General features: G+C 74.4%; 20 protein-coding genes and 1 pseudogene. 5 read left to right on the top strand and 16 right to left on the bottom strand.

All coding sequences use genetic code 11. The features are described from left to right. Positions 1-40: 40 nt before the first annotated feature. Complete coding sequence (locus AB0C76_RS36110; protein WP_359973851.1) at positions 41-409, bottom strand: MerR family transcriptional regulator; 369 nt, start codon at positions 407-409, stop codon at positions 41-43. 95 nt (positions 410-504) lie between these two features. On the opposite strand from AB0C76_RS36110, the gene AB0C76_RS36105 reads away from it, so the two are divergent. Further along, a complete protein-coding gene (locus tag AB0C76_RS36105; protein WP_359973849.1) occupies positions 505-1,317 on the top strand; it encodes an amidohydrolase family protein in 813 nt (270 codons plus the stop codon). 58 nt (positions 1,318-1,375) lie between these two features. On the opposite strand, the gene AB0C76_RS36100 is transcribed toward AB0C76_RS36105, so the two are convergent. From AB0C76_RS36100 to cseB, 4 genes are all read right to left on the bottom strand, one after another. After that, positions 1,376-3,931, bottom strand: coding sequence for an FtsX-like permease family protein (locus tag AB0C76_RS36100; protein ID WP_359973847.1), 2,556 nt, complete (start codon positions 3,929-3,931; stop codon positions 1,376-1,378). Positions 3,932-3,958: 27 nt separating this feature from the next. Continuing rightward, on the bottom strand, positions 3,959-4,729 hold the full coding sequence (locus AB0C76_RS36095; protein WP_359973845.1) for an ABC transporter ATP-binding protein: 771 nt from the start codon (positions 4,727-4,729) through the stop codon (positions 3,959-3,961). A gap of 118 nt (positions 4,730-4,847) precedes the next feature. Continuing rightward, positions 4,848-6,092, bottom strand: a complete 1,245-nt coding sequence (locus AB0C76_RS36090) for a HAMP domain-containing sensor histidine kinase (protein ID WP_359973844.1) — start codon at positions 6,090-6,092, stop codon at positions 4,848-4,850. Between the two features lie 5 nt (positions 6,093-6,097). Continuing rightward, the gene (gene cseB / locus AB0C76_RS36085) at positions 6,098-6,805 is read right to left on the bottom strand and encodes a two-component system response regulator CseB (RefSeq protein WP_359973842.1); all 708 of its coding nucleotides are present in this window, start codon (positions 6,803-6,805) and stop codon (positions 6,098-6,100) included. 251 nt (positions 6,806-7,056) lie between these two features. Here cseB and AB0C76_RS36080 point away from each other — a divergent pair, with 251 nt between their 5' ends. Next, positions 7,057-7,485 (top strand): hypothetical protein, encoded by a 429-nt coding sequence (locus AB0C76_RS36080; protein ID WP_359973840.1) that lies wholly within the window; start codon positions 7,057-7,059, stop codon positions 7,483-7,485. 62 nt (positions 7,486-7,547) lie between these two features. On the opposite strand, the gene AB0C76_RS36075 is transcribed toward AB0C76_RS36080, so the two are convergent. The 5 genes from AB0C76_RS36075 to AB0C76_RS36055 form a co-directional block, all read right to left on the bottom strand. Beyond that, a complete protein-coding gene (locus AB0C76_RS36075; protein ID WP_359973838.1) occupies positions 7,548-8,969 on the bottom strand; it encodes a SufS family cysteine desulfurase in 1,422 nt (473 codons plus the stop codon). Continuing rightward, complete coding sequence (locus AB0C76_RS36070) at positions 8,956-10,368, bottom strand: family 2B encapsulin nanocompartment shell protein (protein ID WP_359973836.1); 1,413 nt, start codon at positions 10,366-10,368, stop codon at positions 8,956-8,958. The genes AB0C76_RS36075 and AB0C76_RS36070 overlap by 14 nt, the downstream gene beginning before the upstream one ends. Before the next feature lie 239 nt (positions 10,369-10,607). After that, a complete protein-coding gene (locus AB0C76_RS36065; RefSeq protein WP_359973834.1) occupies positions 10,608-11,468 on the bottom strand; it encodes an NAD-dependent protein deacetylase in 861 nt (286 codons plus the stop codon). Between the two features lie 16 nt (positions 11,469-11,484). After that, a complete protein-coding gene (locus AB0C76_RS36060; RefSeq protein ID WP_359973832.1) occupies positions 11,485-12,564 on the bottom strand; it encodes a PP2C family protein-serine/threonine phosphatase in 1,080 nt (359 codons plus the stop codon). Between the two features lie 53 nt (positions 12,565-12,617). Further along, on the bottom strand, positions 12,618-13,334 hold the full coding sequence (locus AB0C76_RS36055) for a rhomboid-like protein (protein ID WP_359973830.1): 717 nt from the start codon (positions 13,332-13,334) through the stop codon (positions 12,618-12,620). A gap of 140 nt (positions 13,335-13,474) precedes the next feature. Between AB0C76_RS36055 and AB0C76_RS36050 the strand changes: the two genes are divergently transcribed. Beyond that, positions 13,475-14,173 (top strand): DUF3152 domain-containing protein, encoded by a 699-nt coding sequence (locus tag AB0C76_RS36050; RefSeq protein ID WP_359973828.1) that lies wholly within the window; start codon positions 13,475-13,477, stop codon positions 14,171-14,173. 48 nt (positions 14,174-14,221) lie between these two features. Here AB0C76_RS36050 and AB0C76_RS36045 read toward each other — a convergent pair whose 3' ends face one another. Further along, positions 14,222-15,448 (bottom strand): glycosyltransferase, encoded by a 1,227-nt coding sequence (locus AB0C76_RS36045; protein ID WP_359973826.1) that lies wholly within the window; start codon positions 15,446-15,448, stop codon positions 14,222-14,224. Positions 15,449-16,127: 679 nt separating this feature from the next. Here AB0C76_RS36045 and AB0C76_RS36040 point away from each other — a divergent pair. Beyond that, positions 16,128-16,850 (top strand): response regulator transcription factor, encoded by a 723-nt coding sequence (locus AB0C76_RS36040; protein ID WP_359973824.1) that lies wholly within the window; start codon positions 16,128-16,130, stop codon positions 16,848-16,850. A 63-nt stretch (positions 16,851-16,913) separates the two neighbouring features. Here AB0C76_RS36040 and AB0C76_RS36035 read toward each other — a convergent pair whose 3' ends face one another. Then, positions 16,914-17,132 (bottom strand): heavy-metal-associated domain-containing protein, encoded by a 219-nt coding sequence (locus AB0C76_RS36035; protein WP_359973822.1) that lies wholly within the window; start codon positions 17,130-17,132, stop codon positions 16,914-16,916. A gap of 212 nt (positions 17,133-17,344) precedes the next feature. Here AB0C76_RS36035 and AB0C76_RS36030 point away from each other — a divergent pair, with 212 nt between their 5' ends. Next, a complete protein-coding gene (locus tag AB0C76_RS36030; protein ID WP_359973820.1) occupies positions 17,345-17,803 on the top strand; it encodes a GNAT family N-acetyltransferase in 459 nt (152 codons plus the stop codon). Between the two features lie 10 nt (positions 17,804-17,813). On the opposite strand, the gene AB0C76_RS36025 is transcribed toward AB0C76_RS36030, so the two are convergent. The 4 genes and pseudogenes from AB0C76_RS36025 to AB0C76_RS36010 form a co-directional block, all read right to left on the bottom strand. After that, positions 17,814-17,942 carry a hypothetical protein gene (locus AB0C76_RS36025; RefSeq protein WP_359973818.1) on the bottom strand — a complete coding sequence of 43 codons (129 nt, stop codon included), beginning with the start codon at positions 17,940-17,942 and terminating at the stop codon, positions 17,814-17,816. Between the two features lie 113 nt (positions 17,943-18,055). Then, positions 18,056-18,703: pseudogene (locus AB0C76_RS36020) on the bottom strand (ABC transporter ATP-binding protein); the annotation flags it as partial. Between the two features lie 94 nt (positions 18,704-18,797). After that, entirely contained in the window at positions 18,798-20,630 is a 1,833-nt protein-coding gene (locus tag AB0C76_RS36015) for a sialidase family protein (protein ID WP_359973816.1), read from the bottom strand. A gap of 305 nt (positions 20,631-20,935) precedes the next feature. Continuing rightward, on the bottom strand, positions 20,936-21,100 hold the full coding sequence (locus tag AB0C76_RS36010; RefSeq protein ID WP_359973814.1) for a hypothetical protein: 165 nt from the start codon (positions 21,098-21,100) through the stop codon (positions 20,936-20,938). Positions 21,101-21,322: the final 222 nt, after the last annotated feature.

Genomic DNA, 21,322 nt, shown 5'->3' with positions numbered 1-21,322 from the left:
GCGGGGGCGGGCCCCCGGGCGCCCCCCCCCCTGCCGCGACTCAGGCCGCCAAGGGCAGGCCGGCCGCCTCGGCGGCCGCGACGGCCTGCCGCAGGGCCTGCCGGGCCTGGCCCAACTCCTCCGCGCGGCGGTCGAGTTCGGCGAGCTGGGTGCGCAGCTTGCGCAGCACCCCCGGACACGCGCGCAGCGGGCCGTCCGGCTCGCCGCAGGGCAGGAGCTGCTGGATCGTCCGCGTCGGCAGCCCGGCCGCCAGCAGGGCGCGGACCTGGCGCACGGTCCGCTCGGCGGACGGGTCGAAGTCCCGGTAGCCGTTGGGGAGACGGGTCGACGTGAGCAGGCCGACCCGCTCGTAGTAGCGGATCAGGCGCTCGCTCGTGCCGCTGCGCCGCGCCAGTTCGCCGATCCTCATCGCGCCCCGCTCCCCGTTCGGCTTGACCTTGTCACGGTGTCAGGGTTCAACACCAGTACCCGTCCCCGCACCGCGGCACCGACCAGGAGATTCCGTTGATCATCGACGCGCACAGCCATGTCCACGACCCGGTGCACGACCACCTCGCCCTGCTCGACGAGGCCGGCGTCGACCGCGCCGTGCTCTTCGGCACCCGGCCGCACCCGGAGCGTGCCGCCGACCTGGCCGCCTTCAAGCGGGAGATGCGCGTCCTGCACGACACGCTCGGCGGGCGGACCTCCGGGACCTCCGGGACCTCCGGCACCTCCGGGACCGACGCGCACGCGGCGGCGGTGGACGAGCTCGCCGCCGTCTGCGCGGCGCACCCGGACCGGTTCATCGGCTTCGGCAAGGTGCGACTGGACGTGCCGGCCGAGCGGATCGCCGAGGAGGTGCAGCGGGACGTCGTCGCACGGGGCTTCCGGGGCATCGGCGAGCTGACGCCGCCGCCGGACGGCGCGGGCCTGGTCGAGCCGGTGCTGCGCGCCGCCGCCGACCACGGCGGGCTGCCGGTCGTCGTCCACGGCTTCGCGCCGACCACCGCCGGCGACATCGCGACGGTGGCCGGCCTCGCCCGCCGTCACCCGCGCGTGCCGCTCGTGCTCAGCCAGCTCGGCGGACTCCACTGGCTGCAGGCGATCGAGCTGGCCCGGGAGCCCCCGAACCTGTACCTCGAACTGTCCACGGTGAGCGTCGTGTTCGCCGTGCGGCTGGCGATCCGCGAGGTGCCCGACCGGACGCTCTTCGGCTCGGACGCGCCCTACGGCGACCCCGTCGTCACCCGCACGACGGTCGAGCGCGCCACGCCGCCCGGTGAACTGCGCGACCGCGTGCTGGGCGGGACCTTCGCCGAACTCCTCGGACTCTGACACCGGTCGAGGCTTCCGCCCGCCCCCGACGGGGGTGGGGGCGGGCGGAACGGGCGCCTCACGCCTCGGAGGCTGCCGCCAACGGGCCCAGGGCGGCCGCCCTGCGGGCCGGGACGGCGGCGGCGAGGGCGCCGATCGCGAGCGAGACCACGCACACGAGGAGCAGCGTGCCCCACGGCAGCGCCAGCGTGTAGTGCTCCACCGCGCCGGTGGCCAACGGGCCGACCGCCCACGCGCCGGCCAGGCCGGCCGCCAGGCCGAGGAGGGTGCCGTACGCGGCGACGGTCACCGCCTCCAGCCGGATCATCCGCCGGACGCCCGCGCGGTCCAGGCCGACGGCGCGCAGGACGCCGATCTCGCGGGTGCGTTCGGCGACGGACACGGCCAGGGTGTTGACGATGCCGAGCGCGCCGATCAGCGCGCCGACGGCGAGCAGGCCGTACATGACGGCCAGCAGGTCGCCCATGACCCCGGCCGCCTCGCGGACGAGCTGCGCGCGGTCCTGCACCTTCACCAGCGGGCTGTTGCCGACGGCGGTGCGCAGCCGCCGTTCGAGGGCCGGGGAGGAGGTGCCGTCGGCGGTGCGGACGAGGACGCGCTGGACGGAGCCGGGCAGGTAGCTGTTCTGCGCCACCTCGGCGCGTGCGGCGAGCACGTCCCGTGCCGTCGGGTTGTCCCGGTAGACCGCGACGACGGTGTACGGGCGGGCGTCCTGGGCGCGGCCCATGCGGGCGTCGAGGCGGTCGCCCGGGGCGAGGTGGTGTTCGCGGGCGACGGTGGCGGAGACGGCGACCCGGCCCGGACCGAGGTCCGCCAGGGAACCACCGGTCACGTCCGGCCTCAGGACGGCGCCGACGCCGTCGGGGTCGACGCCCGCGACCTCCAGGACCGTGCCGCCGGCCACCAGGGTGGAGTCCGCGACGGCGCTCGCCGTCCGCACGCCCGGGGTGGCGGCGATCCGTCCGACGGCGGCCGGGTCGACGCCGTCCATGGTGGAGCGGGAGCCGACCACGTAGTCGGCGGCGAGCCCGGCGGCGGCCCGGTGGTCGAGGGCCTGCGCGGCGGAGTGCCCGATGGTGGCGAGGCCGGTGACGAGCGCGGTGCTGATCATGAGGGTGGCGGCGGTCGCGGCGGTGCGCCGGGGGTCGCGCAGCGCGTTCTCCCGGGCGAGGCGCCCGGCGACGCCGAGGCGGCCGGTGAGCCTGCCGAACGTCCGGATCACCGGCGCGGCGAGCACCGGCGCGAGCGCGATCAGGCCGCAGACCAGCACGGCGCAGCCGAGCATCGCGCTCTGCAGGTTCGCCTCCGAGGCGTCTTTCGCGCCGCGCAACGGCACCAGCAGGGCCGCGGCGAGCGCGACCAGGACGAGGCCCGCCGCGGCGCGGAGGTGCGACCGGTGTGCGGGCGGCGGCTGTTCGGCCGTGCGCAGCGCCTCGATCGGCGCGACCCTCGCCGCCCGGCGGGACGGCAGCCACGCGGCGAGCACGGTGACGCCCACGCCCACGGCGAGCGCCGCCGTGACGGATCCCGGGCCGATCACGAGGGGGCCGCGCGGCAGCCCGTCGCCGAGGAGGCCGGGCAGCGCGGCGGCGATGCCGAGGCCCAGCGGGAATCCGGCCGCCGACGCGGCGAGCCCGACCACGAGGGCCTCCAGCAGGACGGACCGCGCCACCTGGCGGCGCTGCGCGCCGATCGCCCGCAGGAGCGCGATCTCGCGGGTGCGCCGGGCGACGAGCATGGTGAAGGTGTTGACGATGAGGAACGAGGCGATGAAGAGCGAGACGCCGGCGAAGAGCAGCGGCAGCTTCTCGTAGCCGCGGGTGAGGGTGTCGACGAGGATCGTCTGCTGGGCGGCCCGGGCGGCGCCGGTGGTGGCCTCGGCCCGGTCGGCGGGGAGCACGGCGGCGACCTCGCGGGCGAGGTCGGCCGGGTCTGTGCCGGGCGCGGCGGCCAGGTCGATCCCGGTGTAGTGGCCGGGGGTGGCGAACAGCTGCTGGGCCGTCGCCCGGTCGAACAGGACGAGCGTGCCGGCGGCCGTCACCCGGGTGTCGTCGGTGGTGACGATGCCGACGAGGCGTTTGGTCGTGGCCGGCCCGTCGGTGGCGAGGGTGACCGGGTCGCCGATCCGCAGCCGGCCGGCGGCGGCCGTGCCGCGGTCCACGGCGATCTCGTCGCCGCCGCGGGGCGCGCGGCCCTCCACCAGCGGGTAGCGGCTGTCCGTCCCGTCCTTGCCGGGGACGTAGGCGGCGGCCTGGTTCGCCCAGCGGGCGCCGATCCGCAGCGGCGTGCCGTCCGCCGCGTTCAGGACGGCCGAGCCGTCGGCGGACGGCCGGACGGCGGCGACGCCGGGGACGTCGGCCAGCTTCCGCACGAGCGCGTCGTCGAGCACACCGGCCGGCTGGTCGGTGCCGGCGCCGGGCCGGGGCTCCTTGGCCGTGACGGTGAGCGCGACGCCGGCGAAGTTCTTCGAGGCGGCGGCGCGGTGGGCCGCCGCGGTGGAGTCCGCGAACACGAGGGTGCCGGACACGAACGCGACCCCGAGGCAGACCGCGAGCACGGTCATCGCCAGCCGGGCCTTGTGCGCCAGGACGTTGCGCAGGGCTGTTGTCAACATGGGTTTCTTCCTGGGCGGTTGGCGGCGTCAGCGGGCGACGCGCGCGTCGAAGCTCTGCATGACGTCCAGCACGCGGTCGGGCGTGGGGCGCACCATCTCGTCGACCAGCCGGCCGTCGGAGAGGAAGACCGCGCGGTCGGCGAAGGCGGCGGCGACCGGGTCGTGGGTGACCATGACGACCGTCCGGCCCAGCTCGCGGACCGAGTCGCGCAGGAAGCCGAGGACCTCCGTCCCGGCGCGGGAGTCGAGGTTGCCGGTCGGCTCGTCCGCGAACACCACGGCGGGCTGCCCGGCCAGCGCGCGGGCGACCGCCACCCGCTGCTGCTGCCCGCCGGACAGCTGGGCGGGCCGGTGGCCGAGCCGCTCGGCGAGGCCGACCATGGCGACCACCCGGTCCAGCCAGCGCTGGTCGGGGCCGCGCCCGGCGATGGCCAGCGGCAGCGTGATGTTCTCCAGCGCGGTGAGCGTCGGCAGGAGGTTGAACGCCTGGAATACGAAGCCGATCCGGTCCCGGCGCAGCCGGGTGAGCTGCCGGTCGTCGAGCGTGCCGAGCTCGGTGGTGCCGATGCGCACCGAGCCGGAGGTGGGGGTGTCGAGCCCGGCGGCGCAGTGCATCAGGGTGGACTTGCCGCAGCCGGACGGGCCCATGATGGCGGTGAACTCGCCCTCCCGGAAGCCGATGCTGACGCCGTCGAGGGCGGTGACCCGGGTGTCTCCGGAGCCGTAGACCTTGGTCAGGCCGGTGGTGGCGGCGGCGATGCCGGGCGCGTGGTGCAGGGCGAGCGGATCGGGTGTCACGGGGGCTCCTCTTCGGTGCGGGGACGTGCACTTCAGAGGGTGTCGGGGGAACGTATCGGAGCCCTGGGCAGCCGTGTATCAACGGCCGCTCCGGTGTGCAGCGGTTCCGTGTAACGCGTCAGTCGGGCGGCAGGCGAAGGGTGGCGAGGGCGCCGCCGTCCGGGGCGTTGTCCAGGCGCAGGTCGGCGCCGAGGAGCCGGGCCTGGCCGAGGGCGATGGTCAGGCCGAGGCCGTGGCCGGTGCCGCGTTCGCGGGCGCCGGTGTGGAAGCGGCGCGGGCCGTGGAGCAGCAGGTCGGGCGGGTAGCCGGGGCCGTGGTCGCGCACGGCCACCGTCCGGCCCTCGACGCGGACGTGCACGGGCGTGGTGCCGTGGCGGTGGGCGTTGACGACGAGGTTGCCGACGATGCGCTCCAGTCGGCGCGGGTCGGTCTCCACCCGGAACTCCCGGTCCGCCACGGTGACTTCGGCGTCCAGACCGGTGCGCGCCACCGCCTCCGCGACGACTGCGCCGAGCGGCACCGGGGCGCGGACGGGGCGTTCGGCGCCCGCGTCGAGGCGGGAGATCTCCAGGAGGTCCTCGACCAGGCCGCGCAGGTCGCGCACGCGGGCGCGCAGCAGGTCCTCGGTGTCGCCGGGCGGCAGGAGGTCGACGGCGGCGAGCAGGCCGCCCACCGGGGTGCGCAGCTCGTGGGCCACGTCGGCGGTGAACTGCCGTTCGGCGCGCAGGCGTTGGCCGAGGCTGTCGGCCATGAGGTCGACTGCGGCGGCGATGTCGGCCACCTCGTCGCGGCCGCCGCCCGGGCCGGTGCGGGCGTCGAGGTCCCCGGCGGTGATGCGGCCCGCGGTCTCGGAGACGCGGCGCAGCCGGCGGCCGAGCAGCCCGGCGCCGTAGACCGCGACGGGCACGGCGGCGCCGAGGGCGACCAGCGAGGCGACCGCGACGGTCGCGTCGAGGCGGCTCAGGGTGTGGAGGTCGGGGCTCATGTTGACCCGGACGGCGAGCACCGGGCTGCCGGGACCGGCGGTGCGCTGGGCGCCCCAGACGCTCGGGCCGAGGTTGCCCTGGACGCTCCCGTCGTGGGCCGTGTGCCGCTCGCCGTCGGCCGGGTCGCGCAGTGCGGCGGGCAGGCCGGCCGGGTCGAGCTCGGCGCCGTCCGCGAGCGCGCCGGTGCGGCGGTAGACGTCCATGGCGGAGTAGACGGTGTTGAAGGCCTGCGCGTCGGCGCGGTCGCGGATGTCCTGCGCCGTCCACACGTGCACCAGCACGCCGACGGCCACCGCGACCAGGCAGGCGGTGAGGGCGGCCAGCGCGGCGATCTTCCACCGCAGGGACGTGCGGCGCGGACGCCCGGGCGATCGCACCGGGCTCAGCGCCTGAGCTTGTAGCCGAAGCCCCGGACCGTCTCGATCCGGTCCCGCCCCAGCTTGCGGCGCAGCCGCTGGACGCACAGGTCGACGACCCGGCTGTCGCCGTCCCAGCCGTAGTCCCACACGTCGCGCAGCAGGGTGTGCCGCTCCAGCACGACGCCCGGCCGGGCGGCGAACTCCAGGAGCACCTTCAGCTCCGTCGGCGTCAGCGCGACGGGCTCCCCGGCGACGGACACGACCAAACCGGCGGTGTCGATGGCGAGGTCCCCGAAGGCGAGCACCTCGCCTTCCGGCTCGGCCGGCTCCGGCTCCGGGCCCGGCGCCGGCGCGTAGGTCGCCCGTCGCAGCAGCGAGCGGATGCGCGCGACCAGTACGAACGTGTCCACGGGTTTGACCACGTAGTCGTCCGCGCCGGCCTCCAGTCCCGCGACGACGTCGAGCCCGTCCCCCCGGGCGGACATCATCAGCACGGGCACCAGGCTCGTCTCCCGCACCCTGCGGCACAGCCCGATCCCGTCCAGGCCGGGCAGCATGACGTCCAGGATCAGCAGGTCGAACTGCCGCTCACGGAACAGCTCCAGCCCGGTGAGCCCGTCCGCCGCGGCCGTCATCCCGTACCCGTACCGCTCCAGCGCGACGGTGAACGCCCGCCGCATCAACGCGTCGTCCTCGACCAGCAACACACGGACCGGACGGACGTCGGACACGGGACGGACGCCTCCTCTGCGGACGGTCGGCGGGGTGGGGGCAGGAACGTGAAAGGGACGATACCGCAGACATCGGACACCCCCGCCGCACCGAGGACCTCGACGCCGGATCAAGCGCCCGTCGATACACGACGGATACAAAGGCCCTCATGCCATTGCCGATTGACAAATCGCACTTTACTGAACCTTGAATATCCACTACGCTCCCCGGGCCGACCCCCCGGACCCGCATGCAGGAGGCGCACCGCCCCGTGAGAGTTCCCCGCCTCGACGGTGCCAGGCTCGCCGTCGTCACGGCCCGTGCCGCCCTCGCCGCCGAGGTCCTGCTGAGTCTCTGGATCGCGTACGCGGCGTGGACCATGCGCAGTGTGGCCTACCTGGACGACGACGGGACCGGTTTCTCCCGCTACGGCGTCGCGGTCTTCCCTGCGCTGGGCCTGTTGTGGGCGGCGCTCTGCGCGTGGGGCGCCGTCGCGTCCGTGCGGCGGTCGCGCTCCGGGGACCGCGGTGTGGTGTTCGGCCTGACCGTCGTCGCGGTGGCGCACTTCCTGGGCGGAATCTGGAGTGCCGTCTGCGGGGGCTGGCACCTGGGCGGGGGGCTGTTCCTCCTCTCCGTCCTCTACACGACCGCCGCCAACCCGGCCCGTCCGCACCGGGAGCCCGGCCTGTCGGGCGGCTGACGGGCCGGGGGCACGGCGAACGGGCGGATGCCACCCGTGGGTGGCATCCGCCCGTTCGCGGGTCAGGAGGCGGCCTGGACGCCCTGGAGCGCGGTGACCAGGCTGTCCACGTCCTGGACGGTGTTGTAGAGGGCCAGCGACGCGCGGACCGCGCTCTGGACGCCGTAGGCGGCGAGGGCGGGCTGGGCGCAGTGGTGGCCGGCGCGGACGGCGATGCCCTGCCGGTCGAGCCGGGCGGCGACGGCCATCGGGTCGGCGCCGGCGAGGAGGAAGGTCAGCACGCCGATCTTCCCCGGGGCGTTGCCGATCAGCCGGAGCCCGGGCACGGTGGCCAGCGCGTCCGTGGCGTACGCGGTGAGCTGTTCCTCGTGCGCGGTGGCGGCCTGGCGGTCGAGGCCGGACAGGTAGCGCAGCGCGGCCCGCAGTCCGGCGACGCCGGCGATGTGGCCGGTGCCGGCCTCCAGGCGGTGCGGGACGGGGGCGTAGGTCGTCTCGTCGAAGGAGACCGAGTCGATCATGTTGCCGCCACCCTGCCACGGGGGCATGGCCTCCAGCACGTCGCGCTTGCCGTAGAGGACGCCGATGCCGGTCGGGGCGAAGATCTTGTGCCCGGAGAAGGCGTAGAAGTCGGCGTCCAGCGCCTTGACGTCGACCGGGAAGTGGCTGACCGCCTGGGCGCCGTCGATCAGCACCCGGGCGCCGTACCGGTGCGCGAGCGCCGTCATCTCGCCGACCGGCGGGACGGTACCCAGCACGTTGGACGCGTGGGTGAGCGCCACCAGCTTGGTGCGGAAGCTCAGCAGGTCCCGGTAGGCGTCCTGGTCGAGCCGCCCGTCGGGGAGCAGCGGGATCGGCACGACCCGGGCCCGCCGCTCCCTGGCGATCAGCTGCCAGGGCACGAGGTTGGAGTGGTGCTCGGCGGCGGAGACGAGGATCTCGTCGCCGACGCCGAGGTTGGCCCGGCCCCAGCTCTGCGCCACGAGGTTGACGGCCTCGGTGGTGCCGCGGACGAAGACGATCTCGTCCGGGTCCGGGGTGCCGAGCAGTTCGGCGGCCTCGGCGCGGCCCTCCTCGTAGATCTGGGTGGCCTGTTTGGCGAGGGTGTGGGCGCCGCGGTGGACGTTGGAGGTGCTCGTCGCGTAGTGCTCGCCGACGGCCTCGACGACCTGGCGGGGCTTGAGGGTGGTGGCCCCGTTGTCCAGCCAGACGAGCGGGTGGCCGTTCACCTCCCGGTGCAGCTGCGGGAACTCGCGGCGGACGGCCTCGACGTCGAACGCGCCGGCGGGCGCGGCCGGAGCCGAAGGGGTCTGCGGGGTCTGCGGGGCCTGCGGGGTCTGCGGGGCCTGCGGGATCTGCAGGCCCGAAGGGGCCGCCTGGGGCGGCAGCCAGTAGAACGGGGTGGCGGCCATGTCGGTCCCGTAGCGGGGCCGTTGGGCCACTCCGTGGATCCCGGAGCCGCGCCCGAATCCGTCAGGAGTAGTCATGGTAGTTGGACACCTCGACGTTCTGGAGCACCGCGACCGCGTCGTCCACCAGGGCGGCGGTGGAGAAGTAACTGGTCACCAGGTACGAGGTGATGGCCTGCCGGTCGACGCCCATCGCCCGCACCGCGAGGCCCGGCTCGACCTCGTCCGGCACCTTCGCCGGGCGCAGGCCGACGACGCCCTGGCGGTCCTCGCCGACGCGCATCAGCAGGATGTTGGTGGTGCCGGGCGCCGAGTTCGCCGAGCCCTTGAGGTCGAGCTTGTCGGAGGGCAGCAGCGGCACGCCGCGCCAGGTGAGGAACGGGCTGCCGAACAGCTCGACGATCTGCGGCGGCACCCCGCGCCGGGTGCACTCGCGGCCGAACGCGGCGATGGCGCGGGGATGGGCGAGGAAGAACGCGGGCTGCTTCCAGACCCGGGTGAGCAGCTCGTCCATGTCGTCCGGGGTCGGCGCGCCCTTGCGGGTGCGCACGCGCTGGCTCGCGGCGACGTTGTTGAGCAGGCCGTACTCGGCGTTGTTGAGCATCTCCCACTCCTGGCGCTCGCGCAGCGCCTCGACGGTCAACCGCAACTGGGCCTGGACCTGGTCGATGCCGGAGTTGTAGACGTCCGCGACGCGGGTGTGCACGCGCAGGACGGTCTGCGCGATGCTGAGCTCGTACTCGCGCGGGCTGTCCTCGTAGTCCACGAAGGTCTCCGGCAGGTACGGCTCGCCGGCGTGGCCCGACCGGAGCTCGATCGGGTGCTCGCGGTCGGTCGACGGCCGCACGGACGCGGCGGCGAACTCGTCGAGCTGCGCCCGCAACGAGGGCTCCCGGTCGGCGAGTTCGACGAGCGTGCGGCGGTCGACGGAGAGCACGGTGCACGCGCTCACGGCCTTGACCCGGTACGTCGTGTCGGTGCCGTTGGCCCACTCGGCGCCGTCGAAGAAGTCGCCCTCGCCGAGGACGGCCAGCAGGGCGTCCGCGCCGTACTCGTTGGTCGCGCGCTTCTCGGCGCGGCCGAACGCGATGATGTGCAGCTGGTCGGCGGGGGTGCCGGCCTCGACGATCAGCTCGCCGGGCGCGACCTCGCGCTCGACGAAGGCGCTGGCGAGCGCGGCGAGCAGCGGGCTGTCCACCTGGCTGAGGAAGGCCAGTTCACGCAGGTCCTCGGCGACGACCTGGTTGGCGCCGGCGCCGTCGACGTAGGTGCTGATCAGCCCGTCGCCGAGGATGAAGCCACGGCGGCGGTTGACGCGGAAGACCCCGGCCTCCAGGTCCACCCAGGGCAGCGCGCGCAGCAGGTAGCGCGGGGTGATCCCGAGCATCTGCGGCACGGTCTTGGTGGTGGTGGCGAGGTTCCGGGCGGCGGAGGTACTGAGGCTCTGCTGGCTCTGCTGGACGGCCTCGGTGGTCACGTGCGGTCCCCTCCCGTTGATCGGCTGATCCGACGATGCGTCAGATTGTTGCCGCCGATCCGGGTTCGTGTGAGGACGTTTAGGTTCACCGATATGCGGACGCACCAGTACGCAGGGCTACCGTGCCCCGCCAAACTCACTCGAACGGGTGCGTTTGGCCATAAGCACCGCCGATGTGTTCCCAAGCAGCGCTTTGGCCGACCCGAGGAATTGCGGGCCCGGGGCCAGCGGGCCCGGAGTCAGCCGACCCGGTGCGCGGCCTCGGTCAGGACTGCGCCCAGCGGCAGGTCGATCCGGGCCGCGGCCAAGTCGTCGCCGCGGGTCCGCCCCTGGTTGACGATCGCCACCGGGGTGCCCGCACGGGCCGCGTGCCGCACGAAGCGCAGGCCCGACATCACGGTGAGGGAGGAGCCGAGCACGACCAGCGCCTGTCCGGCGTCCACCAGCCCGAAGCAGCGCTCGACCCGGGGCTTCGGCACGCTCTCGCCGAAGAACACGACGTCCGGTTTGAGGACCCCGCCGCACGCCCCGCAGGGGGCGACCCGGAACGCGTCGACCAGCTCCTGCGGCAGCTCGGCATCGCCGTCCGGGCGGACCTCCGCCCCGGCCGCGCGGAAGCCCGGGTTCAGCTCCTCCAGCCGGCCGTCCAGCTCCTCGCGCGCGCTGGTGCGCCCGCACTCCAGGCACACCACCCGGTGCAGTCCGCCGTGCAGCTCGACGGCCGCCCGGGTGCCGGCGGCGCGGTGCAGGCCGTCGACGTTCTGGGTGATCACCGCCGCCACGTGGCCCGAGCGGCGCAGTCGCTCCACCACCCGGTGCCCGGCGTTGGGCTCGGCCCCCGCGATCGTGCGCCAGCCGGTGTGGCTGCGCGCCCAGTACCGGCGGCGGGCCTCCTCGCCGCCGGTGAACTCCTGGTACGTCATCGGCGCGCGACGGCGCCGGCTGCCCGTGGCACCCCGGTAGTCGGGGATGCCGGACTCCGTCGACAGCCCCGCGCCGCTGAGCACCACGACGCCCCGCCCGGCCAGCAGCCGGACCAGCGTCTCCAGGCCTTCGAGGTCGGCCTCCGTGGCGTCGTCGAGCGTCGCGTGCGCACTCACGGAGCAAGAGTAGAACTCACGGACGAGTGACGGCGAGGACGGCCATGTCGTCGTCCCGCGGGCCGCCCGTCCAGGACGCCACGTCTCGCCCCAGGGCGTCCAGCACCTCCCCCGGCCCGGCGAACGGGCCCAGCGGGGCGAGGCCCTTCACCGGGTCGTAGAACCGCCCGGCCCCGTCCCTGGCCTCGGTGACGCCGTCCGTGACCAGCAGCAGCGTGTGCCCGGCCGGGAACGGCCACCGGTCCGGCCCCGAGCGGGCCGGGCCCAGCGCGCCCATGCCGAGCGGCAGGCCGGGGTCGGCCGCGTCCAGGCGCCGTACCCCGCCCGGGCCGCCCAGCAGGTACGGCCCGGGGTGGCCACAGCTCAGGACGTGCACGGTGTCCCGACTGCTCGGGAACTCCGCGAGCAGCGCCGTACTGAACCCCTCCGTCCGCACCTCCTCGTCGCGGTGGGCGCTCTCGCGGGCCAGCGACTGCTCCAGCGCGTCCGCGAGCGCGACCAGGTCCGAGGCGCGGGAGGCGTTCTCCCGGAACGCACCGAGCAGCACCGACACCGTCGCGACCGCCGGCAGACCCTTTCCCCGCACGTCCGCGATGATCAGCCGCACGCCGTACGGGGTCTCCTGGACGGCGTACGCGTCGCCGCCGATCAGCGCCTCCGTCTGGGCCGCCCGGTAGCAGGCGGCCACCGTCAGGTCCCCCGCCCGGTCCGGTGGCGCGGGCAGGACGGCCAGCTGGGCCGCCTCGGCGACGCCGCGCACCGTCGCCAGCCGCCGCCCCTGACGGGCGACGACCCGGTTGATCCAGACGCCCAGCAGCGCGGCGAACACGGTGTTCGTGAGCTCCAGGTAGCCGCCCTCGGTGCCGACCGTGCCGTCGCGGAAGGACAGCGCGACGATGCCCACCACGTTGGCGGCGGCGACGGCGAGCGTGTCCCGCAGCGGCAGCAGCGCGCCCGCCAGGACGGCGGCGGCGGCCACCATCGGGTCGCCCCAGTAGTTCGTCGTGTCGATGGCGTTCCACAACAGGCCGCCGGCGACCAGCAGCCACGGCAGCACGCGCAGGTAGGGCGGCCACGGGCCGTCCCTGGGTGTCATCGGCGCCACCCGCCTTCCTGGCTCCGCTCGCGGGGGCGGTCTCGCTTCCGATCCTAGAAGCTCCGGGGCCCGCGGGGGCGCCCGTGCCCGCGGACCCGCCGCCAGGCGGTGCGCGCCGCTGCGACCGGGTCGAACGCGGCGGGACGCCCCCGCGTGAACGGGTAGCAGGCGAGGCCGATGAGGACGGCGGTGAAGTGGCCGGCGCTGGTGAAGTCGCGGCTGTGCAGCAGGCCGTAGCCGTAGAACACGACCACGCCCGCCGCGTAGACGTACCGCCAGGGGCGGGCGAGGGCGTACGTGAGCACGGCGACGATGCCCGCGAGGGCGTAGCTCACACCGACGTCGAGCGTGTAGACGGCCCGGTGCGGGGCGAGGCCCCGGCTGATCGCCCAGTACAGCACGCCCTCGCTGATGTACGTCGCACCGATGTGCGCGATCAGGACGACCGCGAGCCAGCGCACGGTGCCGAGCCACCGCTCGGCGGGCACGTGGAAGACGTTGTAGAGCACGAGGTAGAACCACCAGCCGCCGCCCTCGATCCACAGGGCGCTGCTGAACAGCACCCTCAGCGGCGCGACCTCCAGGTGGTGCAGGTTGGTCGAGCGCTTCTCCAGGATGTGGTGGGCCACCCTCGGGCTCACCCGGTCGATCACGAGGGTGGTGCCGAGCAGGATCGCCAGCCAGACGAACGTGCCCGGCGCCCTCCGGACGTACGACCAGACGGCCCGGGCCAGCATCGAGGTGCGGCCCGACACGCGGGCGTGGCTCATCGAGGATCCTCTCTCCGTTCGCCCAAGCCTCGCCCAAGCCCATCACACCCCGGCGACGGGACAGGGCCGTCCGGGTGAACCGGAAGCACTGCCGGGAGCGTCGTCCTCCACGTAAGTCCCCGGCTCAGGAGATCGCACCCATGGCAACCATCCGTCCGACCCCCGGCCGAATACGCACCGGCCTGCTCGCCCTCGCGGTGGTCGCCGCGCTCACCGGCGGGCTGCTCTGGTGGCAGCCGTGGCACCACGAGCCGAAGCCGCTCGCGTTCACCACGGCCACCGGCGGCACCGACCGCGCCGGCACCGGCGAGCGCCTGTACCGGTACAAGGTGCGGGTGGAGAACGGGCTGCCGCAGCGCCCCGAACAGTTCGCCGCCGACGTGGACGCCGTCCTCGACAACGTCCGGCAGGGCTGGGCGGCCGGCGGCACCGCCTCCTTCCAACGGGTGGCCGCCGACCCGGTGGACTTCACGGTGTACCTGGCCACCCCGGAGTCCACCGACCGGATCTGCGGCCAGTACGGGCTGGACACCGGCGGCACGGTGAACTGCGCGGCCGGCAAGCAGGTCGTCATCAACGCCAAGCGCTGGACGGACCTCACGCAGTTCTACACCGGGCGCCCCGAGCTCTACCACGCGCTCGCGATCAACCACGAGGTCGGCCACATCCTCGGGAACGGACACGTCGACTGCCCCGGTGCGGGCGCACCCGCACCGGTGATGATGCAGCAGATCAAGGGCATGCACGGCTGCGTGCCGAACGGCTGGCCCTACTCCGACACCGGCACCCTGCTCACCGGCCCGCCCGTCCCGGCGTCCACGGCCTCGCCGGCGCCGTAGGCGCTTCCCACGGGCCTGCGTTTCCCGCGGGCCTGCGCCTCGCAGGGGTCAGCGCCCCGCGCCCACCAGCTCCAGCAGGTGCTCCGCCGCCACCGCGGCACCGTCCGCGCGGACCGTGCCCGCGACGGCGGCGGCCCGGGCGCGCGGCTCCGGGCCGAGGGCCGTCCCGAGCGCGGCGGACAGGGAACCCGCGGTAGGCACCGGGCCGTCGTGCGCCACGCCGATGGCCAGGGCGGCCACGCGGCCGGCCCAGTACGGCTGGTCGACCAGCTGCGGCACCACCACCTGCGGCGTCCCGGCGCGCGCAGCCGCGGTCGTGGTGCGCGCGCCCCCGTGGTGCACGACCGCGGCGACCCTCGGGAACAGTGCCTGCTGGTTCACCTCGCCGACGACGAAGCAGTCCTCGGCGCCGTCGATCGGGGCCAGGTCCGCCCAGCCGCGCGCGACGACGATCCGGCGGCCCTGCGCGCGCACCGCGTCGACGACGTCCTCGGCGATCGTCCCCCTCGACTCCCCCATCGGCATGCTGCCGAAGCCCACGTACACCGGGGGCTCGCCGGACTCCAGGAACGCCACCAGGTCCACCGCGAGCGGGCGGTCGTCCGGCAGGATCCACGCGCCGCTCTGCACGGCGTCGAGGTCGGCCGGCCGCTCCCAGGGCCCGAGCACCGGGTCCGTCGCCAGCCACGGACGGTCGGTGAAGACGTGGGTGCGCACGTCGTCCACCGGGGGCAGGCCGACCGTGGCGCGGTGCTCGTTGACCGGCCCGCCGAACAGCTCGTTCATGACCCCGACGTTCAGCTCCCACAGGACCCGGTTGTCGGTGACGCCCGCCGGGTGCGGGTGGCCGGGGTACGCGAACGGCGGGTGATGCGGGGACGGCAGCATGGTCGGCTGCAACGCCGCGTAGGCGAAGTGGACGCCCAGCTTCTCGGCCGCCGACCGCGCCCCGGCCACGGTCGGGAACAGGCCCGTCGCCACCACCGCGTCGGCACCCCCGGCCGCCGCGGACACCGCGTCGAAGTAGCCCGCGGCCAACCGGGCGGCGCGCTCCTGGAAGCTCCCCGCCATCGGCCGCACACCCGTCACCAGCTCCCGTACCGACGGGCCGGCCGGCACCAGCTCCACACCGACGCCGGCCAGCCGCTCGGCGAACTCCTCGTCCGGCGGCGCGCACACCCGCACCTCGGCGCCGCGCTCGCGCAGCCGCACGGCCAGCGCCGCCATCGGCTCGACGTCTCCGCGCGACCCGTACGTCGACAGCACCACTCGCATCGTCGTGACTCCCCGTTTGCGCAGGTTGAGACCTTGAGGTGGTGATTCTGCGGGGCGGCGGGGGCCTTGCCGCAAGACCCCCGGTGCGCTATAAGTTGAGAGTGCCGGGGAGTGAGCACACCTCCCTGACGTCGACTCAAGTCGCCCGAGGATCCTCGGAGCTGACCGAAAAGCAGAGCCCCGCGGCCGACCGGCAACCCCCCTGGTGTGACACCGGCAACAAGGGTGTTGTCATCAGTGGCAGGACAAGGGGAGGATGGTTGCGGGGCGTAGCAATATCCCACGATCCGTACCGAATTGGCACCGGCCGCTCGGCGTGATCGCCAACGCCCCCACGCAGGTGATGAGTGCACGAAACGGGGGAATCGTGGACTGGACACGTCGACAGGTGTCTCGTGCGGGGCCGCCACTGCCCGGGCGTCCCCGCGCTCACACCTGCCCGCACACGGGCCGGTGAACGGCGCACGACACCGCACGGCCCCAGGCCGGCAACTCCCGGGGACTCCCCCACCCCGCTCCGGCCCAAGCCGACGACCGCATTCACGGCCGCATCCACGGCCGCACCGACGACGCCCTCGGCGGCCGTCCGGCCGGTCACGCCCGTGACCGGTCCCGGCGGTCCCGCCCGCACCCACCGCGGAAGACCGACCCACCCGCGCCACCCAACCTGGAAGGCATCATGCAGGTGCTCATCGTGGAAGGCCAGGAAAGCGTCTCCCGGGAGCTCGCGGCCAGACTGGAGCGGCACGGCTACGACGTCGCGACCGCCCCCAGCGGCGAAGCGGCAATCGAGTCCTGCGACGACACGGACATCATGCTGCTCAACATGGAGCTCCCCGACATCGACGGCCTGGAGGTCTGCCGGCGCATCCGCACCATCAGTGACACCCCCATCGTCGCCTTCACCGACCGGACGGCCGACCTGGACCGGATCCGGGGCCTCCGGGCCGGTGCGGACGACTGCCTCGACAAGCCCTACGAGTTCCACGAGTTGCTCGCCCGGATCGAGGCGATCATGCGCCGCGTCCGCCGGGCGCTCGGCGTGCCGTCCGTCCCGGTGCGGGTGCTGACGATCGGGGACGTCTCCATCGACGGCGCCACCCGCGAGGTGCGCCTGCGCGGGCGGCCGGTCCGGCTCACGCGCAAGGAGTTCGACCTCCTGCACTACCTGGCCCGGCACCCCGGCACGGTGGTCTCGCGCCGCCGCCTGATGAGCGAGATCTGGGACGACACCTCAGCCCACGCGCTCGGCCCGCGCGCCAGCCGCACGCTCGACACCCACGTCAGCTCGCTGCGCGGCAAGCTGGGCCACAGCGGCTGGATCGTCACGGTGCGCGGCGTCGGCTTCCGGATGGGCCACGTCTGCACGAGCCGCGCCCGGCCCGACGCCGAGGCGGGCTGATCCGGCGGCCCGCTCCGGCCACCGGCCCGGCTACCGGCCCACGGCCGGTAGCCGGAGCGGGGCTCAGACCCGGCTGACGAAGGTGAACCCGGCCCCGTCGACCGCGCTGCGGAGTGTCTCCTCGTCCAGCGGCTCGGCCGACGCGACGGTGACGCGGCCCGACGGCGCGTCGGCGACGACGTCGGTGACGCCGGGCAGGGCCGAGAGCCCGGCGCTGACGGTCTTCTCGCAGTGGCCGCAGCTCATGCCGTCGACGGTCAGGACGGTGGTGATGGTGGACATGCGGGTACCTCCGGTATCGGACGCGGTCGGTGGGCGACGCCGACTACGACACCCCAAACCACGCCCGCATCCCAGGGACACGCCGCCCGGATGGCACCATCGAGTGGATCCGGGAACCGATCGCCCCACCCACCCGACAGGGCCCGCACGGCCGCCCGGCCGCGTACGCTCGACAGCGGTTCCGTCCGGCCGACTGCACGGGAGGCGCAGTGGTGATCGCCATCCGGTCCTTCCGTCCCGACGACGCTCCGCGGGTGGCGGAGATCGTGCGGCGCTGCCTGCGGGAGGTGAACAGCCGGGACTACCCGGCGGAGGTCATCGAACGGATGTGCGAGCACTTCACGGCTCGGCGGTTCGTCGAGTTGTCCGCGGACCGGCACATCTTCGTCGCGGAGGACGACGGCGTCGTGGGGACGGTCTCCCGGGACGGCCACAAGGTCTTCAGCATGTTCGTCGATCCGGATTCGGCGGGGCGCGGGATCGGCCGCCTGCTCATGGACCACATCGAGGCGCTGGCGGCGGCCGAGGGGCACGAGCACATGGAGGCCGGTGCCAGCATCACCGCGCACCGGTTCTACCTCCGGCGGGGGTACGCCGACGTCCGGGAGAACGAGTCCGGCTTCGGCCTCACCTACCTCGTCCGCAAGCCCCTGCAACGGTCCGAGGGGTGAAGCCCCGGCCTCACGCCGCCCCGCGCAGGATGTCCTCGCCGTCGCGGCCCCGCAGGGCGAGGGCGGCCGGGAGGACGGCCGCCATGAGGGCGACGGCCGCGCAGGCGGCGGCGAGCGCGCCCATCGTTCCCCAGGGCACGCGTCGGCCAGGCGGACGGGCACCCGCTGCCCGACCGCGGGCGAGCCGGGCCAGGTGCGGCTGAGCACGATCGTGTCCGGGCCGAGGTCGGCCACGGACCCGGCGACGACCGGCAGGCGGTCGACGGCGGCGAGCGCGGCGACCGGGTCGTGGGTCACCATGACGACGGCCCGGCCCGGATCGTCCGCCGTGCTGCGCAGCAGGGCCAGGACTTCGCGCCCGCTCTTCGTGTCGAGCGCGCCGGTGGGTTCGTCGGCCAGCAGGACGGCGGGGCCGGTGATCAGCGCCCGGGCGATGGCGACGCGCTGCTGCTGGCCGCCGGAGAGTTCGCCCGGCCGGTGTCCGGCGCGGTCGGCGAGGCCGACGGCGGCCAGGGCGGCGGTGACCTCGGAGGCGGCGGGGCGGCGTCCGGCCAGCTTGGCGGGGAGCGCCACGTTCTGGGCCGCGGTGAGGGCGGGGAGCAGGTTGAAGGGCTGGAAGACGAAGCCGATCCGCTCCCGGCGCAGCACCGTCAGCTCGTTGTCGCGCAGGCCGCTGAGGACCGTGCCGTCCACCCGCACGTCGCCCGCGTCGATCGGCTCCAGGCCGGCGGCCGACCTCAGCAGGGTCGACTTGCCGGAACCGGACGGGCCCATGACGGCGGTGAAGGTGCCGAAGGGGAAGCCGACACTCACCTCGTCCGGGCCGACGACCGGTTCGGGCCCACGGCGGTAGGTGCGGTGGACCGCTCGGAGTTCGACGGCGAAGTGCGTGGCGTTCATGATCCAAGTCCACCAGCCGGGGCGGACTCGGCTCAATGACCAGGGGTCCGGTCCCGGGGGTGTAGCTGGCTGCACCCCCAGGGACCGGACCGGCCTACGTGTGCGGCACCGGGATCGAGGTCACCAGCTGCTGCTGGAGGTGGCTCGGGTTGGTGCCGTCGTCGTAGGTGGTGACCGAGGTGGTGTAGTCGGTGCTGCCGGCGATGGCGTCGCCGAAGTAGTCGCCGATGAAGGTCGACGAGCCCTCGACCGGGGAGTCGAGCTGCGGGTCGAAGGTGTGGGCGCTCAGACGGGTGTTGTGCCCGATCGGGTCGAGGGCCGGGCCGTAGAACTGGATGCTCGTGTTGACGCAGTAGTTGGCGGCACCGTAGGGCACGACGCCGGGGCTCTTGGCGTTGGCGGTGTCGAGCGCGAGCCCGGCGGCCGTCGCCTCGGGGGTGCCGGCCGACGGGCACGGGAGGCGGCGGTCGTAGAAGGCGACGCTGACGGTGCCGTCGGGGCCCGTCGTCAGGTTGGGCTGGAACTCGTCGACGGGCGCGGCGTTGTCGTTGACGCGGATCGGGGCCGACCAGGTCGCGCCGTCGTCGTAGGAAGCGGTCAGCAGGACGTTGACGACGCCCGTGCCGTAGTCCTCGTACGCCGAGTAGAGCGGGTAGTGGCCGTTCACCGGCCGGGTGCCGAGGGTGAAGGTGTCCTCGATGCCGTCGCGGAACGTCGTGTTGGCGTACGAGCCGGGCGGCGCCGTGATGTTGCTCCGGACGGTCGAGACGGTCGACCAGGTCCGTCCGCCGTCGTGCGAGGCGTCGAGGAAGATCGTGGTGCAGCAGAACCTGTGCGCCGGGTCGGAGTTGGTGAGCGTCGTGTACACGGTGCCGTCGGGGGCGACGTGCGGCAGCAGGTAGGTGGCGCCCTGCGGGGTGGACGGTGGCTCGGGGAGCGCCTGCGGGGCGGACCAGTCGGTGTGGGTCCCGTCCGGGTGGGCGTCGGCGTGGGCGACGTACGGGACGGCGGTCTTGCTGTGGAAGTCCACCCACATCGCGTAAATGCGGTTCGGGTGAGCGCTGTCGGGGTTGGTGTCGACGGCGATCCACTGCTTGTCGGGGCCGTTGCCGATGCTGTCGTACGTCGCGACGTAGTCCGGCCGCCCGTTGTGGGTGGTGAGCCACTGGGTGGCGGTGGTCGCGCCGTGCGGGCGCACGGCGACGGAGATGGCCTGCGACGGCACGGCCGGGTTGGCCTCCTGCGCGGTGCCGGGCTGGAAGTCGTGGGTGCCGTCGGGGTCGTAGGTGAACTGGTAGGGCAGCAGCAGCGAGTAGTAGTTGCCCCACGAGTCGAAGGCGCCGACGGGATCGGTGTTGTCGGTCCAGCCCTCGTAGCCGGGGATGTGGCCCTGGACCGGCCAGGTGCGTCCGCCGTCGCGGGACTCGAAGAAACCCAGCAGGTGGTTGTAACCCTCGGCGCTCACGACCCACTTGGACGCGCCGATGAGGTGGTCGGGGTCGGTCGGGTCGACCCGCAGGTCCGACTCCGAGTGGCCCTTGACGAGCATCGGCGTGGCCGCCGGGTAGCCCGGGTTGCTGCCGGCCTGGGTGGCGTACGGCCCGGCGGCTCCGGTGTCCTCGCCGGTGGTGGCGCCCGAGGCCGGGCAGGGCGTCATGCCGCTGTAGGCCCCGGCGGGGCCGCTGTTCACTGTGTACGGCACCTCGGGGCGGTAGCAGCTCGTCCGCGCGGCGGTGGCGAGGACGTTGGTCACCCGGGCCGCGGCCTGGCTCGCCGCGTAGGCGGCGTCGGTCTGGGTGCCCTGCGGGAGGGCGGGGGCCGACGCTGCCGAGGAGGAGAAGGGAGAGAGCAGCGACAGCCCCAGCAGGGCCGGGCCGAGCAGAAGGGCGAGCCTTCTCCGATTCCGACTGCGGATACGGGTACGCAAAGGGAGGGCCTCCTACGGTCTGGGGTGAACCTGGGGCACTGCGTCCGGAAGCGACGGGTCGGCCGGGCCCTGGAACGGCAGCCCGGCGACTCGGCGTGATGACGCTAGGTGGCCGCGGCCACGCCAACAAGGTCGTCCGCGCGAACTTGACGCTCCGTTGACCGTGCACCGGGGCTCCCTTTCCCCGGGCGGCGGTCCATGACCGAGGGCGAACGTCGAGGCGGGGGCGGCCGGTTGGCCCTGGAGCGTGACCGGCCGTCCGGCCGGTACGGACCAAGGGCGCCCCCGCGCGGTGGTGGTGACGGTCAGTGGCCGCCGCGCGGGCGCTCGCAGTCGACGCTGCCCTCGGGGCAACCGGCGAACGCCTCCGCCGTGGTGGCGGCCGCGCCCATCGTGCCCTCCAGGCACAGGGAGGGGCCGGCGGCGATGAGGAAGCCGACCCCGGTCGGGCCGTTCCGGTACGTCCGCACCTTCGCGCACCCGAGCCCGGTGAGCGTGGTGTGGGCCGCCTCGGGGGCGAAGTCACCGCGCTTGCGCTGCGGTTCGAGCGCTCCCTGGATCCGCTTGACGGCCGCCAGCCCGTCGCAGCGGGCCGGCCGGGATCAGCGACCTACGACAGCGGCCTCCACCAGGACAACTGCCTGGTGGAGGCCGGTTCACGAATGCCTTCGAACCTTACTCACGCTCCCGCG

Source organism: Kitasatospora sp. NPDC048722 (genome assembly GCF_040650235.1).
GTDB lineage: Bacteria > Actinomycetota > Actinomycetes > Streptomycetales > Streptomycetaceae > Kitasatospora.
This window is presented reverse-complemented; position numbering and strand designations above follow the sequence as displayed.